Below are 15680 nucleotides of genomic sequence, written 5' to 3'. Positions count from 1 at the left end.
CTCGTGGAGAGGCATCCTAGGAGGCTGTGAGGCTCAGCCGGGTGCGGAGCGGTTCGCGGCCAGCTGCGGGGGCTTCCACGCCACTGCCGCCAGGCCGCTCAACCAGGTGGCCTCATGGTCGGCCACAGCTGGTCCGGGGCGCCAATCGGGGGTGGGCACGAGCCCTGGGTACAGCACGTCCCAGCCATTCAAGAACCCCGCGATCTCGCTACGGGTGCGCAGATGGACCGGGGCGACGTGCTTCGCGTAGGCCCGCGCGGCCTGGATCGTGCTCGTGTGCGGTTGGGTTCCCACGGCATGAGTGAGCGCCACGCAGCTGCCGGCGACGAGGGCGTCTCGATAGCGCGCCACGATGTCAGCGGGCCGGTCTGCATGGGGAAGGGAGTCCAGGACTGCGATCAGCAGGACCGCGACCGGCTGGTTCAGGTCGAAGAGGCGCTGCGCTTGCGGCGACTCCAGCACAGCCGCGGTGTCACGCAGGTCCGCCCGCAGCACTGCGCAGGTCCGTGTCGGGACCAGGAGTTTGTTGTGTGCCGCCACGACGGGATCGTTGTCGACGTACAGCACCCGTGCCTCCGCATCCCCCTCCCCCACGACCTCATGGGCCGGGTGGACGGTGGCCAGACCGGAACCTAGGTCGAGGAATTGACGGATGCCCGCCTTGGCCAGCAGACGGACCGCCCTGGCCGCGAACGCCCGATTGGCACGTAGCACGCCCGGCAGCTCAGGCATCGACTTCATGAGCCTGCGGGCGGCCTCCCGGTCCGCCTCGACGTTCACGCGCCCGCCGAGGAGGTAGTCCCACATCCGAGCGATATTGGGCTGCGACAGGTCCACTTCCGACGGAAGCGGACCAGGCATCTCATCCACGAGCACCCTCCTCAAGGACCCTGCCGACAAGCGCACATCCCTCCAGCGTCCTGCATGGCGTCGGCCCACCGCTGCTCACGCAGATTCCCCATAGCGATGTGACTGTCAGGCGCTTGGCGCACGAGAGGGCCAGCACCGGCTCCCTTATATGGAAGGAACCGGCGAAGTCCAACGCGGCAGGTCGCGCCGCCGCTGGGCTGTCGTTCTCGCCGTCGTGGGCGTGGCGATCCCCTGGAACGGCCCGGCTCGTATGGCTGGCTGCGTTCACAATTTGCGACAGCACTTGTTGACGAGTTTGGGAGGCACCCGAGCGGCGAGGGCCATCGAACAGTTCACGAGATTCGACAGCGCCCTGCAGGTCCCCGATTGTTTCCCGGATGGTCAGCGCGGCAGGCCGACGGCGCGGGAGATGACCGTGTCGAAGGCGCGGTCGGGCAGGATCCGGCGCAGGGCGATGAGGGGACGGGCGCCGAAGCCGGTGGCGTAGCGGGTCTTGGGGCGGTGGGTGGTGACGGCCTTGCCGATGGCGTCGGCGATGACGCTGGGCGGGGAGTTGCGCTTCGCGTTGGCCTCGGAGCGCAGGGAGGAGGCCACGGCGGCGGCCTGGGTGGCGTAGGCGCCGTCGGCTGAGGACTTCTCCAGTTTGGCGGCGGCGATGGCGCCCCATTCGGTGGCGATGCCGCCCGGCTCGACGACGACGACGTCGATGCCGAAGGGCTTGGCTTCCAGGCGCAGGCAGTCGCTGAGCGCTTCCAGGGCGAACTTGGTGCCGTGGTACCAGCCGCCGAGCGGGGTGTAGATCTTGCCGCCCATCGAGGTGACGTTGACGACGGTGCCGGAGCGCTGGACTCGCATGTGGGGCAGCACGAGCTGGGTCAGGCGGACCGCGCCGAAGACGTTGACCTCGAACTGGCGGCGAGCCTCGTCCAGGGGGACGTCTTCGAGGGCGCCGTAGGAGCCGTAGCCGGCGATGTTGGCCAGCACGTCGATCCGGCCGGTCTCGGCAACGATCGCCTCGATGCCGGTCTGCATCGAGGCGTCGTCGGTGACGTCCATGGCCAGCGGGCGGATGCCGCGGTCGGCGAGCTTGGCCAGGCGGTCGGTGCGGCGGGCGGCCCCGTAGACGGTGTAGCCGAGCTCGTGGAGCTTCAGGGCGGTGGCCTCGCCGATGCCGGAGGAGGCACCGGTGACAAGGGCGGTCTTGGCGGGCATGGCGGGAGTCCTCACATGTAAGATGAACTGTGGTTCACCATCTATCCTGAACCGCGGTTCATCTTGATGCAAGTGGAAGGGCAGGCGAGTCCCGTGACCCAGGCCAGGGCGCCGCGCGCCGACGCGGTGCGCAATCGAAGGAAGATCCTGACCGCCGCCGGGAAGCAGATCACCCAGCACGGCCCCGAGGTCGGCATGGACGAGATCGCCGCCGCGGCCGGCGTGGCCGTGGGCACCCTGTACCGGCACTTCCCCACCAAGACGGACCTGGTCGCCGCCGTCGTCGCCGAGTCCGTCGCGCGCGTCGCAGACGACGCCGAAGCCGTCCTTGCCCGCGTCACTGCCGGAGCCCGGGCCGCGGAGGAGCTGACCACCTTCCTCGGCCGGGTCATCGAGCAGTCCGTTACCGACCGCGCCGTGAAGGCGGCCGCGCAGACGCTGGGCGCGGAGCCGGGCGATCGCGTCGACGAGGACCGGGGCAGCGCCGCCGTCGCCGCACTCATCCGAGCGGGCCAGGCCGACGGCGATATCCACCCCGACGTCACCGTCGGCGACATCTACCTGTTGTTCTCCACCGCCCCCACCGAACAACCGCCCGCAGCTCGGGCCCGTTGGCTCGCCCTGGTCACCCCCGGGCTGACCGCCACAGCTCGGCCGACAGACAGCCGACGCTGAGTCCCCGGCGCGGCGTCAGGCGGCGCTGTCGCTTCTCGTGAAGATCGAACGCGGCGGTTCGACGGTGCTGTTCAAAGTCGCGTACATCCGCTGTCGCAACTCATGAACAAAGCCATATGGCCTGCCCCGTTCGCATCGGCGGTGCGCTCACGGGAGGACCGCTGGCCGGCACCTTCCGCCTGCCAGGTCTGCCCGGGTGGTGCTTGCCGGGTTCAAGATCGTCGGCAACCGGCTGGGGTCTGGTGTGCAACCGTCGATTCCCTGGGACGGACAGGTGCGACCTGGCAGCGGTGAGGGCAGCCCGGGCGGGTCTGTCGTTCGACACCCCCAGACCGCCGACAGCACGCTCTACGACAGGACACGGTCACCGATGGTCAGGTCACACCATCACGGGTGGTCTCGCAGACCGTCCTCGATCTGCGCCAGGACCGCCTCCAGGTCGGTACCGTCACTGAATGCCACCGCTCGCGCCTGCAACGCAGCAACCTCGGCGAGCCTGGCAACCACCTCCAGCAGCGTCTCCTGATCGTCTGCGAGAAGTTTTCGCAGCACTGGTGCCCCCGCGCTGCCGTCAAAGAGTCGGTCCAACACGTCGGCAACGTACTGGCCACCCCTGCCGCACCGCGACTGCGCGGCCAGTTCACCGGCCAGTCCCTTCGGATTGCCTGCCCCCGTTCGCGCCGCCAGTGCCGGCACCAGCCATGACAGCACCAGGACCACCCCCGCGGCCAGGTGAGCCGTGCCGTCGAACGTCTCGGCGTCCACATCCCTATAGAGCACCTGGGCGATGATGCGCCCTGCCGGAGAGTCCTCGAGGCTGTCGGCCCGAAGTGACGCAGGGTCCAGCGAGGCGCGCAGCAAGGGCACCACCTGCACGGCCGCAGCGCCACGCACGGTCTCCGCCCGCAGTGCACTGCGTAAGGCCAGGGTGTTGGTCATGCGATCCAGTGTGTAATCGGGCGCACACGACCGGCCAGACTTTGCAGCAATTTCCCCACCCCCGCTCACCGAACCCACCACGGCCGCGGCAACACCTGCACCGGAAGGGACGCGAGGGATCAGGTCCAGTCGGTGCGATGCCTGATCCAGGCGCGGCCGATACCGGCCATCCGCGACTGGTAGAGCCGCAAGTCAGGTGCCTGCGGCAGGAAGGGAAGACGGCAGGAGTGCTCCCAGTAGCCGGTGAGCGCGATGGCGAAGAAGGTGATCGCCTCCGCAGGCGCGTCCGCCCACGCGGCAGCCGAACCATCCATGAGAGCCTCCGCCTGCGCGGGTGTGTGCCCGGCCAGGATGAGATGCGGCACGAACAGAGCTGGGTCGATCCAGGCGGCGCCTCGGTGCAGGTAGGCCCAGTCCAACGCGACGTCACCGCCTTGTCTGTCGGCCAGGAGCATGGTGTCCGTGCCCAGATCCGCGTGCAGCAGCGTCGAGCCGTCGCCATAGTGGATCCAGAACCGCTCAGTCGCAACGAGCCGGTCCAGGTTCCTGGCTGCCCAAGGCTCCAGATCGGCACCGCGCTCGGCCAACTGCCGCCAGCGGCACAGCGCCTCGCCCACAGCTGGAACGAAGCCGCGCGCACGCGGCCGCAGCGTGGCAGTGGGCGTGGCGAAGAGCCGGTCCAACAGCCCCAGAGCGCGTCGGATGTCCGGTGACCCGGGAGACAGATCCGGATGCCGGGCACCGCTCACGTCGTCGAACGCCATCAGCCACCAGCCACCCGCCTGCCAGGCGACACGCAGCCTGGGCACCGGCAAACCCGCAGACAGCAGCGCCCGAGTGTGCTCGGCCTCCGCCCTGTAGCGCGGAAACAGGACGTGGTCGAGGGGAATGGTCTTGAGGAGCCTGCGGGCCCCGGAAGCGAAACGTAGTCGGACCGCTCCTGGTGAGCCGCAACCGCCCAGGTGGTCAGCGCCGATCACCCGGGCGCCGGTCACCGCCTCGACATCCGCCCGAACCGCATCGGGAAGCAGGAACCATTGTCCGGGGGCGCCCACACGGAGCGCCCCGCCAACAGCATTCGCAGTGATCACAGGTTCCCTCCCCGTTGCCGCGGCACCCTGAAGACATGACCCAACTCCTGCCGGTTCATGCCGGTATCAGTGGGAAAGGAGAAAGCACGGCACCCGGTGTGGCTCAAATGAACCCTGAGCCTCGCATCGTCGGCGACAAAGACCATGGGTCGGGTCACCGCTGGACAGCCAGCGTGGCCTTGACGGGCCGGCTCGGCATTCCCCGCCCGGCCCGAAGGTCGCGGGCGCCCCCCGGGCACCGGTGGGTAATCACGGCGCTGCCAGTGTGCCGCCGGCCCAGGCACCCGTCCAAGGCGGGACTGGTACCGCACAGCGTCGTGCCCTGCGTGGCCAACCACGCAGGGCACAAGGGTCCGCTCACGGCGCCTACATGGCCTCGGACATCCGGCTCCGTCTCGGGAATGTGCCAGGTCCCGCCTCCGTGCCGGAAGCGGGACCTGGGCTTCAATCCCCGTTGGGTGTCAGCCTTGTTGCGTCAGCCGTGGTGGTGGCGGTGGTGCCGGGACTTGCCGACGACCACACTGTTGTGCGCGTGCAACTTGGTGTTGACCTTGGTCTTCACGCTCGTGCTCTGACTCTGACCCTGGCCCTGGCCCTGGCCCTGGTGGGCTCCAGCATGGGCCGAGGTGTGGTTGAGGTTCAGCGCGGCGCTGCTGTTGTGGTTGTCGATCTTGACGTCCACGCGGCCGCCCTTGCCGGGATCCCGATCCTCGTTTCCGGACAGGATCCGGGTCGGGTCCGTCACCGTGGTGACGATCGGGGGGCGTCCGTTCACGCTGGCGGTCAGCGTCGCGGTGTTGGTGGCGAACCCGGGAGCGTCGTCCGCCACGTTCACGGTCAGGTAGATCGTGGGAAAGTCCGTGGCCGAAAGCAGCGGCCCCGGGGCCCGGTCGCAGGTGAGCGTGGCCAGTGTGCAGTCCCAGCCCACGCCGCTGATCGAGGTGGCGGTCATCGACGGGGGAAGGGAGTCGGTGACCGAGAACAGCCCGAAGGCCGGGACGGAACCGAGGTTGCTCACCGTGATCATGTAGGTGGCGTTGTGCTGGCCCTGTCGGAAAGGCCCGATGTGGGACTTGCCGACGGACAGGTCGAGCCCGGGGACCACCGCCTGCCTCAGGTTCGCGTTCGGCTTGGCCATGCCGATCTGGCCTGCGCGAGTCGGTCGCGGCTGCGACCTCTCGACCGCGCCGAGGACGTTCGCGAGCGGCCGCTCGTGACCGGGCGCGAGGGCGACGTTGACTCCCTCCGACGCTCCAGTGGTGTGCCCCTGGGCCAATGCCGAAGCCGGCGCGCCCATACCGAGGACCCCAACGCCCGCTGCCACCACTGCCGCTATGCGCGGACTGCGCATGCCAATCCCTCCTTCTTCGTCTCGAGCGCGGCCGCGCAGGCCAGTAGCACTACGCAATCGAATAGCTACGCTCCGTTGCAGCGGAGCATATGGGGATCACCACCTGATGTCCCGCCTCGCCAGCAGCCCCCGATACTCGCGTCACCTGCGGCGATCAGCCCCGAACGAGGGACCCGGCGCAGACAGCCGGCGGCGATCCGGTCCCCTCCGAAGGCCGCGGGAGAGGTCGCGGCTCCCTGCGGGCGGGCGGCACGAGGACCTGGGACCGCCTGCCGGGCGACGAGGCCCGCCCCTGTGCCTTGACCGCACCCCCGAAAGGGAGTTGGCCATCGAACCCGCTCGGGCGGGTGCCGTTGTGGATGACGTGGCGACAGCCGCTCACGACACCGCCAGGATCGTTGCCCCGGCTTCGCGGTCCTGCACCGGGCACAGGCGGCCAAATGCCGCGTTGGACGTCGCCGCCGTGCACGAGCCAGGTCGGCATCCGGGCTACCCGGCTCGATGAATACGGCCGTCGCCCGCTCACCTCTCCCCGGTTGATTGACCGCGAAATCTTCTGCGACTGCGCCTGACTGCCGGGCGCGAAGGCGCTGGAAGAGCCGAGTGAAGCCTGGGCTGCGCTCAGCAAATGCACGTCAAAGTCGGCAGGTATAGCGTTGTTCCGGGCCGAGCCAAGGACTGCGAAGGAGTGGGAGACAGGTTACGGAAGTCGCGTACCCGTCTGCATGCGGCTGCGCCGGCCCCCGCTGCGCCGCGACGTTCTCGTCGGCCTCTGGCCTGCCGAGGGGGCCGGGAAGGTGGCGGTCGTGAGTTCTCAACGGCGGTCCCATCCTTGTTTGCTGGCCGGTTTCGGTGTCCTGGTGACCCTGCTCACCTGCCTCTACTACGCCTTCTCCAGTCAGCGGCTGATTTTCGTGGCCATCGGCCTGAGCAGTGTGTCGGCCATACTCGTCGGCGTCGCCGTCAACCGGCCCGCCGGGCGGCTGCCGTGGCTCTTTCTCGCGGCGGCGAACCTGAGCTTCGCGGCCGGGCAGTCCGCCCAGATCGTGCTCATCCAATTCCTGCACGAGGACCCGTTTCCCTCGACGGCGGACGGCTTCTACCTGGCGACGTACATCTTCTACGCGGCCGGACTGCTCGGCTTCGTCCGATGGCGCTCGGCACGCCGAGACCGCGCCAGCTTCATCGACGCGCTCACGCTGACTGTCGGGCTGGCTCTGCTGTGCTGGATCTACGTGATCGTCCCCTACGCGCACACCGCCGGACTGTCGTGGCTGCAGAAGGCCATCACCATCGCCTACCCGTTGGGCGACATCCTTGTGCTCGCGATGCTGCTGCGTCTGCTGGCCCCGCGCGGCGGCAAGAGCGCCTCGGTGGTGCTCCTCACCATTGGCACGCTGGGTTTGCTCGCCTCCGACATCGCCTACGCGCTCATACAGCTGTACGGCACCTGGCGGACCGGCACCATCGTCGACCTGGGCTGGGCGGTCTTCTACGCCGCCTGGGGCGCGGCCGCGCTGCACCCGTCGATGGTGACACTGACCCAGCCCGTCCCAGCGAAACCGGAGACCGGACGGGGACGGCTGAGCCTGCTCACCCTCGCCTCGCTGATCGCACCCGGCATGCTGCTGCTGGCCGCCGCCCGTGGGGACACCAGGAACGCCGGCGTGATCGGGGCCTTCTCCGCGATCTTGTTCCTCCTGGTGCTCTACCGGCTCTCGGGCGTGGCAGCCACCCACCGTCAGGCGGTCACCAGGGAACAGGTACTGCGTGCCGCTACGGCCCAACTCGGTCAGGCGGACTCCCTGAGCGACATCTGCGCGGCGGTCCACGCTGCCACCACCGCACTGCTGGGTGGCTCCGGCCCGGAAGCGGTGTTCACCATCAGCAACGAGAGCGGCGCCTGGGCGGCCTGGGCGACGCGAAGCGAACTCGAGACGGCCGTGCCCCAGGCGGCCCCCGCACTGTGCGCACTGGTCGGCGACGGCCGCCCACGCCAACTGAACGCCGAGCGCCTGCCCAAGCCGCTGCTCGAATGGATCAAGCCCCGGCGCAGCGCGCTGGTGTGCCCGATCGCGCTGCTGAAGGCGGACGCGAAGGACCCTGTCGTCGGTGTGCTCCTGGTCATCGGCGACGAACGCGAGCTGACGGTGCTCCACGACAGCCTCGTGACCCTGGCCACCCAGGCCTCCCAGGCACTGCAACGCATCCTGCTCAGCCATGAGGTCAGCAAGCGCAACAGCGAGGCCTACTTCAGAACGCTGGTTCAAAATGCGTCGGACGTGATCCTCATCCTCGACGACGACCGCATCCGGTATGCGAGCCCCTCCGCCGACCAGCTCCTGGGCTCGACCACGCTGGTCGGATCCCGCCTCACGGAGCTGGTCCCGCCGCAGGAAAGCCGCGCAGTTGTCCGCACCTTGGACCAGATGCGGGAGCGTGACTTCCAGGGACGCCGTGAGCACTGGCGGATGCTGCGTGCCGACCGGACGACCATCGAGGTCGAGGTCCGGTGCAGCGATCTGCGCCAGGACCCCACCGTCGCAGGGCTCGTGCTGACCCTGCGCGACGTGACCGAGCAGCGCAAGCTCGAGCGGGAGCTGACCCACCGGGCCTTTCACGATCCGCTGACCGGTTTGGCCAACCGGGTGCTGTTCCAGGAGCGCATCTCCCACGCGCTGACGCAGAGCCAGCGTGCGGGAAAGGTCGTCGGCGTGCTGTTCGTCGACGTGGACGACTTCAAGGTGGTCAACGACGTGCAGGGCCACGCCGTCGGCGACGAGCTTCTGGTCGCCCTGTCGCTACGGCTGTCGACCAGCGTCCGTGCCTCGGACACCGCGGCACGCATCGGCGGTGACGAGTTCGCCCTTCTCGTCGAGGACCCGATGACGCCCGAGGATGTGGAGACCTTCGCGGACCACGTCCTCGAGGTCTTCGCCGAGCCCTTCCGGCTCAGCGTGGGAATGGTGAGCGTCTATGCAAGCGTGGGCATCGCCACGACGGAGGACAGCTTCGACGCGGTGGAGCTGCTGGCCCACGCGGACCTGGCCCTGTACGAGGCGAAGACGGCCGGCAAGCGGCAGTGGCGTCGGTACCACCCTGCGCTGCAGAGCGGCATGGTGGAACGGCACGCCCTGCAAGAGAGCCTGGACCGCGCGCAGGTCGAGTCGTTCAAGGTCGTCTACCAACCCATCGTCGAGCTCGGCACCGGACGGGTCTCGGGCTTCGAGGCGCTGCTGCGGTGGCCTCACTCCACCCGCGGCATGGTGATGCCAGAACAGTTCATCCCGCTCGCCGAGGAGAGCGGGCAGATCGTGCCACTGGGCAGCTGGGTCCTGGTACAGGCGTCCAAGGAGGCTGTGGCGTGGCACTCGATGCTGGCCGAGCGCGCGGTCGCACTGGCCGACGGCACCAGCACCGGACTGCCGTACGTGAGTGTGAACGTCTCGCCACGTCAATTCCGGGACCGCAGCTTCCTGGAGGTGATGCAGTGGTCCTTGGACCGCTCCGGCGTCGACCCGTCCCGGCTGGTGCTGGAGCTGACCGAGGGCCTTTTGCTGGGACGGGACGAGCGGGTCCTGGCCGAGATGCAGGCCCTGACGGAGATGGGCATCCGGATCGCGATCGACGACTTCGGCACGGGCTACTCCTCGCTCAGCTACCTGAGGGAGTTCCCGATCTCGATACTGAAGATCGACAAGTCGTTCATCGACGAACTCGGCCACTCGCCCCAGCAGTACGCCCTGGTCGAGGGGATCACCCATCTCGCCGACACACTCGGCATGAAGGTCATCGCCGAGGGAGTGGAGAACACCACACAAAGGGACCTGCTGATCTCGATGGGCTGCCCTCTCGGTCAGGGCTACCTCTTCGCCCGGCCACTGGACTCGGAGGCAGCGCAGTCGTTCCTGCTGGCCGAGTCAGCCGGGATCGCAACCCACGGCACGTGGTAGGCGGGCTGGAGGCTCAAGGTGGCGGAAGAACAGATCCCGGACGAGCGTCCCGAGTCCTGGCTCCTGCTGCGCAACGACCAGGATCACCACGCCGTGTGGCCTTCGTACCTGCCGGTGCCCGAAGGCTGGCGGCAGGTCGGCGAGGCCGCCGCGTCGGCTGCCGAGGCCGCCGCCGCCCTGGACGGCAAGACGGCGCAGTGGCGGCTTGGCCGCCGTCCCACGGTCGGCGGCCGGCAATCGTCGATCGGACCAGGCGCGCCGCCGGCGACGGTCTCCGCGCGAGTCCGGTCGCTCGCGCAGTCCAGCCCGAACGCTCCCGCCGTGTTGTGGGAAGGCGGTGAGCTGCCCTACCGCGCACTGGACGACAGCGCCGACTCACTGGCTTGCCGGCTGCGTGAACGCGGCGTTGAACCAGGAGCGGTGGTGGCGGTGTGCCTGGGTCGCGTGCCCGAACTGGTCGTCTCGCTCCTGGCCGTGCAGCGCACTGGTGCCGCCTTCCTCCCCCTGGACCCCGCCGCTCCGGCACGGCGCCTGACCGGCCTCACCGCCGAGGTCGAAGCGACACACGTGCTGACGAGCCACCAGTACAGCCCCCTGTTCGGCGTGTCGTCTCCGGATGCCGCGAAGAGCTCCGAGCCCGGCGCCGGGGCTGCGGGAGCGCCCCGCGTCCTGGCGGTTGAGGACCTGCTGGCCGACCCTGCAGATGAGCCGGACGGGCAGCCGCAGGACCCGGATCCTGCCGCTGTCGCCTACGTCATCTTCACCTCCGGATCGACGGGCCCGCCCAAAGGGGTCGCGATCACCCACCACGCCTGGGCAGGGGCCCTGTCCGCCGCAGGCGACTTCTACGACCTGGCTCCCGGGGACCGGGTGCTGCACCTGGCCGCCCTGGGTTTCGACACCTCGCTCGAGCAACTCTTCGCGCCGCTCATCAACGGCGCCGCGACAGTCCTGACGGGCCCACAGGTGTGGGCCCCCACCGACCTCCTGCAGGGTGTCCCCGAGCTCGGCGTCACGGTCGTCGACCTCACCCCCGCCTACTGGCGCCGGCTACTGGACCTGTTGGGCCCGGGCCAAGAGCGCCTGTCCACGGTGCGCCTGGTCATCCTGGGCGGCGAGACCGTCCACGCGAAGGACTGCCACGCCTGGCTGCGGCACTTCCCCGGCACCCGGCTCGTCAACGCCTACGGGCTGACCGAGACCGTCATCACCTCCACCGTTTGCGAGCTCAACGAGCAGCTGCTGTCCTCACCCGGCAGTGCGCCTGCGCCGGTGGGTCAGGCGCTACCAGGCGCCCACGTGCACGTGCTCGACCCGCGACTGCGCCCCGTCGCGCCGGGCGAGCGCGGGGAGGTCTGGATCGGCGGGACTCACCTGGCGGAAGGCATCTGGGATCAGCCCGGCCTGACTGCCCTGCAGTTCCTGCCGGACCCGTACGCGAAAGTCCCAGGGGCGCGGATGTACCGCACCGGCGACACGGGGCGCTGGCGCACGGACGGGAACCTGGAGATCCTCGGCCGGGTCGACGAGCAGGTCAAGATCCGCGGCTTCAGGGTGGACCCGGCAGAGGTGGAGAGCGTGCTGCGCTCCCAGCCGGGTGTGGCCCAGGCGGTGGTGACCGCACGCCCCGGCCCTCAGGGCCAGGAGCTGGAACTGGCCGCCTTCTACACCAGGTGCGGCGCCGGCACGGCACCGCAGGACTCATCCCCGGAACGGCTGCGTGCCGCCCTGGCCGAACTCCTGCCCGCCTACATGGTTCCCCGCGTCCTGGCCCCGCTGTCCGACATGCCGCTGACGCCCAACGGCAAGATCGACCGCAAGGCCATGCCCCAGGCTCAGCCGGTCGTGGTCCCGGTCGAGGAAGGAGCAGCGCCGCCGGCTGCCTCCCTGCAGGCCGGCATGGCGCAGTTGTGGGAACGGATCTTGGACGTGCCGCGGATCAGGGCCGAGGACGACTTCTTCGAACTCGGCGGGAACTCGCTGCTGGCCATGGAGATGCTGGCCCGCGCCAGGGTCATGTTCGGCATCGGCATCGATCAGGTCCGCGAACTGGCCCGCGCCCTCCTTCATCACTCGACCCTTTCGGCTTTCGCCGAACACGCGCGCCAGGCCCGCGCCGGCACACTGGCTCAAACGGAACACGTGGACACCGACTTCGCCGCCGAAGCGCAGCTGCTGCTCAGCTGGGAACACGCCGCGGCCGCTGCGCCGGTGTGGCAGCATCCGGGGCACGTGCTGCTGACCGGGGCGACGGGCCTATGCGGCTCCCACATGCTGGCCTATCTGCTGGAGCACACCCGGGCACGCGTGCACTGCCTGGTCCGCGCCGCGGATGGGGAACAGGCGTGGGAGCGCGTCCGCGCGGCACACCAGCGGTTCCTGCGCCGCGACCTGCCCGCTGTCCTGCGCAACCAAAGGATCTTGCTGGTGCCCGGCGATCTGAGCAGGCCGAGGCTCGGGCTGCCCCTGGAGGTCTTCGCCGAGCTCGGGAACACCGTCGATCTGGTCTACCACCTGGGCGGACTGGTCAACTTCATCTACCCCTACCAGGACCTTCGGGGCGCCAACGTGGACTCCGTCCGCGAGTTGGTCCGTCTGGCCGCGCCGCGGTCCGTACCACTGCACTACGCGTCCAGTCTGGCCGTCATGGCCGGCTTCGGAGCGGCTGGGATCCGGACGGTCAGCGAGGAGACCCCACTGGACTACGCCGACTACCTGTCGGTCGGCTACGTCGAGACCAAATGGGTGGCCGAGGCCATGCTGCGGCAGGCCGCCGAGGAAGGCGTCCCGGTGACGGTGTACCGGCTCCAGGACATCACCGGATCACTCGACACCGGCGTTCTCAACACCAGTACCGAAATCTGCGCGCTGATCAGGTTCATCGCCGACACCGGCCAGTGTCCGGCGGTCGGCCTGCCTTTGGACTTCCTTCCCGCCGACGTCTTCGCCAGGGCGGTCGGTCACATCTCCACCACCCGCCCGGCTCGCGGAAGGGTCTACCACCTGACCAACCCCCGGCCTGCGCTGATCAGCTCGCTTGCCGACTGCCTGCGGCTCCACGGCTACCCGGTCGAGCTGGTCCCCTACGGCGCATGGGTCCGCGACCTCATCCAGTTCGCGGCGGGCCACCCCACTCACCCCCTGACTCCGTTCGTGCCCCTGTTCGTGGACCGCTGCAACCGGGCCGACCTCACGGTGAGCGAGATGTACCTCGAGGGTGTCTTCCCGGCATTCACCCGGGCGAACGCCGAACGGGCCCTGCTGGACAGCGCCATCGAGATCCCACCCGTTGACCTTCACATGCTGGACACCTACGTGCGGTTCCTCCAGTCGGACGGCTACCTGCCGCCGCCGCGAGGCTCCCTGCGCGGGCGCGGGAACGTCGGCTGGGCCGACCTCGATCTGTCGCAGTCCGCCAAACAGGGGCCGGTCGCGTTCGGAGGCGACATCGGTCCTGACCAGTTGCTGGCGGGCTACGAAGCCGGGGCCTTCCCCATGCCCGCCCCCGACGACGACGCGCGTGCCCTGCACCAGTCGAGCTCCGCCGAGGGGGTGGCGGCGGGCAGGATCCGGTTCGTCGGCCCCCGCACGGGCGATCCCTGGGCGGTTGCCTGGTATTCGCCCGATCCGCGGCCGGTTCTGTATCCCGGTCAGGTGCACCTCAGCCACAGGCTCGCGCGGCGTCTGCGCAACCGCCTGGAATGGACGACGACCACGAACCGGGACTTCAAGGCAGTCGTTCGCGAATGCCGCTCCGGGCGGGATCCGCTGTGGCTGACAGATGATCTCGTACGCAGCCTGGTCCGGCTGCATGAGATGGGCCGGGCGCACAGTGTCGAAGTGTGGGACGGCGAACAGCTGATCGGCGGCGTGTTCGGCATCCGGATCGGCCAGGTGTTCAGCATGGACTCGATGTTCGGCCGTCAGGTCGGGGCCGCGCAGGTCGCGGTGGCGGACCTGGCCCGGCGGTTCGCCCAGGTCGATGGGGCGGTGCTGGACGCCCAATGGGACAGCAGACACGCGCGCGCGATGGGGGCCGTGCTGCTGCCCCGGACCCGCTACCTCGCTCTGCTCCGCGAGCGCGACAGCCTTCTGCCGCCGCTACCGGCAGCGGAAGAGGAGGCGGCGCGGTTGACCTCAGGCTCGTTCGCCTGACGTGCCATCAGGGCGCTCGTCGTCCGCTGTGCCGAAGCCGCGCCGGGTCATGGCGCCCCAGACCTGTGGGGCGCCCCGCAGCGCGTCCCACATGCCGCGGACCCGCCACCAGGCCGTGTACTGCCGGTAGCCGAGGTTCTCGGCGAACGCCCCGACGACCGCGCCACCAAGATCGCGCCACCGTGGGTAGCGGTGGAACGCGTACTCCTCGGCCACCAGGGCAGCCAGGCTCACCACGACGGCGTATCCGTAAGCGACGAGCAGGAACCGCCATAGGAAGGCCACGTCGACGGCCCCCAGCAGGAGTCCGAGCGGCACAAGGACGAGACCGGAGAGTTCGACGACAGGTGCCAGCAGCTCGAACACCACGTAGAACGGGAGCGCCATCACGCCGACACGGCCGTAGCGGCGGTTGCCGATCAGCCTGCGGTGTTTGAGCAGGATTTCGGTCAGCCCGCGGTGCCAGCGTCGCCGCTGCCGTCCGAGCATCCGCGCCGTCTCCGGCGCCTCGCTCCACGAGATCGGCTCGCCGACGAACACGATCCGGTAATCACGGCCCTGCTCGCGCTGGTGCCGGTGGAGGCGGACGACCAGCTCCGCGTCCTCCCCCAGGCAGTCCGGATCCATGCCGCCGATCGCGACCACGGCATCCCTGCGAAAGAGCCCGAAGGCCCCAGCGATCACCAGCAGCCCGCCGAGCCGTGACCAGCCCGTGCGGCCGAGCAGGAACGCGCGCAGGTACTCGACCGTCTGGATCCTGGCGAGCAGACCGTCCGGCATCCGGACCTGCGCGATGCGTCCCGCAAGCACGGTGCAGCCGTTGGCGACGCCGACGACCCCGCCTGCGGCCACCACGTGCAGCGGGTCGTCGGCGAAAGGTTTGGCGATGGCCAGCAGCGCCTGCGGGTCGAGGATCGAGTCCGCGTCGACCATGCACAACAACGGGTAGCGAGCCAGATCGATGCCGAGGTTGAGAGCGTCCGCCTTGCCGCCGTTGCGCTTGCGGGCGACCAGCAGTGAGACGGCGCCACCACTGGGCAGATGGACCGACTCCACCTCGCCTCGCACGGCCACCTCACCGGGTACCACGTGCGGCACCTCGATCAGGTCGAACGCCTCGCGCAGGCGCTCCAAGGTGGCGTCCGTCGAACCGTCGTCGACGACGATCACCTCGAAGGAGGGGTAGCGAAGCAGGAGCATCGCCTCGACGGCGGGGACGATGCTGGCTTCTTCGTTGTGCGCGGGCACGATCAGCGAGATGGGCGGGGTGAACGGGCTTGCTGCGATGTCGTCGTAGCCGGAGAACGGCGCCCGGCGCAGGTGCCGCACGAAGTCGCCAGCTGCGATCAGGACCAGGATGAGGTAGGCGGTGTTGATGGCCAGGAAGTATCCGAGGACGACGGAGTCGCACACCCGGATGAACAGGACCAGGAC

Annotated in this window: 9 protein-coding genes; 3 read left to right on the top strand and 6 right to left on the bottom strand. The window is 69.3% G+C overall.

All coding sequences use genetic code 11. The features are described from left to right. Positions 1 to 33 precede the first annotated feature (33 nt). Entirely contained in the window at positions 34 to 861 is an 828-nt protein-coding gene (locus TR49_RS27390) for an SAM-dependent methyltransferase (RefSeq protein WP_042386542.1), read from the bottom strand. A gap of 390 nt (positions 862 to 1251) precedes the next feature. Beyond that, positions 1252 to 2082 carry an oxidoreductase gene (locus tag TR49_RS27385; protein WP_042386514.1) on the bottom strand — a complete coding sequence of 277 codons (831 nt, stop codon included), beginning with the start codon at positions 2080 to 2082 and terminating at the stop codon, positions 1252 to 1254. Positions 2083 to 2175: 93 nt separating this feature from the next. On the opposite strand from TR49_RS27385, the gene TR49_RS27380 reads away from it, so the two are divergent. Then, positions 2176 to 2757, top strand: coding sequence for a TetR/AcrR family transcriptional regulator (locus TR49_RS27380; RefSeq protein WP_152627485.1), 582 nt, complete (start codon positions 2176 to 2178; stop codon positions 2755 to 2757). 387 nt (positions 2758 to 3144) lie between these two features. Here the strand turns inward: TR49_RS27380 and TR49_RS27375 are convergent, their stop codons facing one another. The 3 genes from TR49_RS27375 to TR49_RS27365 form a co-directional block, all read right to left on the bottom strand. Then, the gene (locus TR49_RS27375; RefSeq protein WP_042386512.1) at positions 3145 to 3696 is read right to left on the bottom strand and encodes a hypothetical protein; all 552 of its coding nucleotides are present in this window, start codon (positions 3694 to 3696) and stop codon (positions 3145 to 3147) included. A 119-nt stretch (positions 3697 to 3815) separates the two neighbouring features. Beyond that, the gene (locus TR49_RS40385; RefSeq protein WP_052434685.1) at positions 3816 to 4787 is read right to left on the bottom strand and encodes a hypothetical protein; all 972 of its coding nucleotides are present in this window, start codon (positions 4785 to 4787) and stop codon (positions 3816 to 3818) included. 475 nt (positions 4788 to 5262) lie between these two features. Then, the gene (locus TR49_RS27365; RefSeq protein WP_042386511.1) at positions 5263 to 5925 is read right to left on the bottom strand and encodes a DUF11 domain-containing protein; all 663 of its coding nucleotides are present in this window, start codon (positions 5923 to 5925) and stop codon (positions 5263 to 5265) included. Positions 5926 to 6944: 1019 nt separating this feature from the next. On the opposite strand from TR49_RS27365, the gene TR49_RS27360 reads away from it, so the two are divergent. Continuing rightward, a complete protein-coding gene (locus tag TR49_RS27360; protein ID WP_160311645.1) occupies positions 6945 to 10091 on the top strand; it encodes an EAL domain-containing protein in 3147 nt (1048 codons plus the stop codon). A gap of 18 nt (positions 10092 to 10109) precedes the next feature. Then, a complete protein-coding gene (locus TR49_RS27355) occupies positions 10110 to 14246 on the top strand; it encodes an amino acid adenylation domain-containing protein (protein ID WP_052434683.1) in 4137 nt (1378 codons plus the stop codon). On the opposite strand, the gene TR49_RS27350 is transcribed toward TR49_RS27355, so the two are convergent. After that, positions 14229 to 15680 (bottom strand): glycosyltransferase family 2 protein (locus tag TR49_RS27350; protein WP_201776230.1); only part of this gene is annotated, 1452 nt, incomplete at its 5' end. The genes TR49_RS27355 and TR49_RS27350 overlap by 18 nt on opposite strands.

This window comes from Streptacidiphilus melanogenes, from assembly GCF_000787835.1.
In the GTDB taxonomy this organism is placed as follows: domain Bacteria; phylum Actinomycetota; class Actinomycetes; order Streptomycetales; family Streptomycetaceae; genus Streptacidiphilus; species Streptacidiphilus melanogenes.
The sequence above is the reverse complement of the archived record's forward strand: the minus strand, read 5'-3'. Positions and strand labels throughout refer to the sequence as shown.

What these genes read in the sequence shown, in the direction of transcription:
- TR49_RS27365 (WP_042386511.1), bottom strand. Translation starts at nt 5,925, where the DNA reads ATGGCCAAGCCGAACGCGAACCTGAGGCAGGCGGTGGTCCCCGGGCTC.
- TR49_RS27385 (WP_042386514.1), bottom strand. Translation starts at nt 2,082, where the DNA reads ATGCCCGCCAAGACCGCCCTTGTCACCGGTGCCTCCTCCGGCATCGGC.
- TR49_RS27375 (WP_042386512.1), bottom strand. Translation starts at nt 3,696, where the DNA reads ATGACCAACACCCTGGCCTTACGCAGTGCACTGCGGGCGGAGACCGTG.
- TR49_RS27390 (WP_042386542.1), bottom strand. Translation starts at nt 861, where the DNA reads ATGCCTGGTCCGCTTCCGTCGGAAGTGGACCTGTCGCAGCCCAATATC.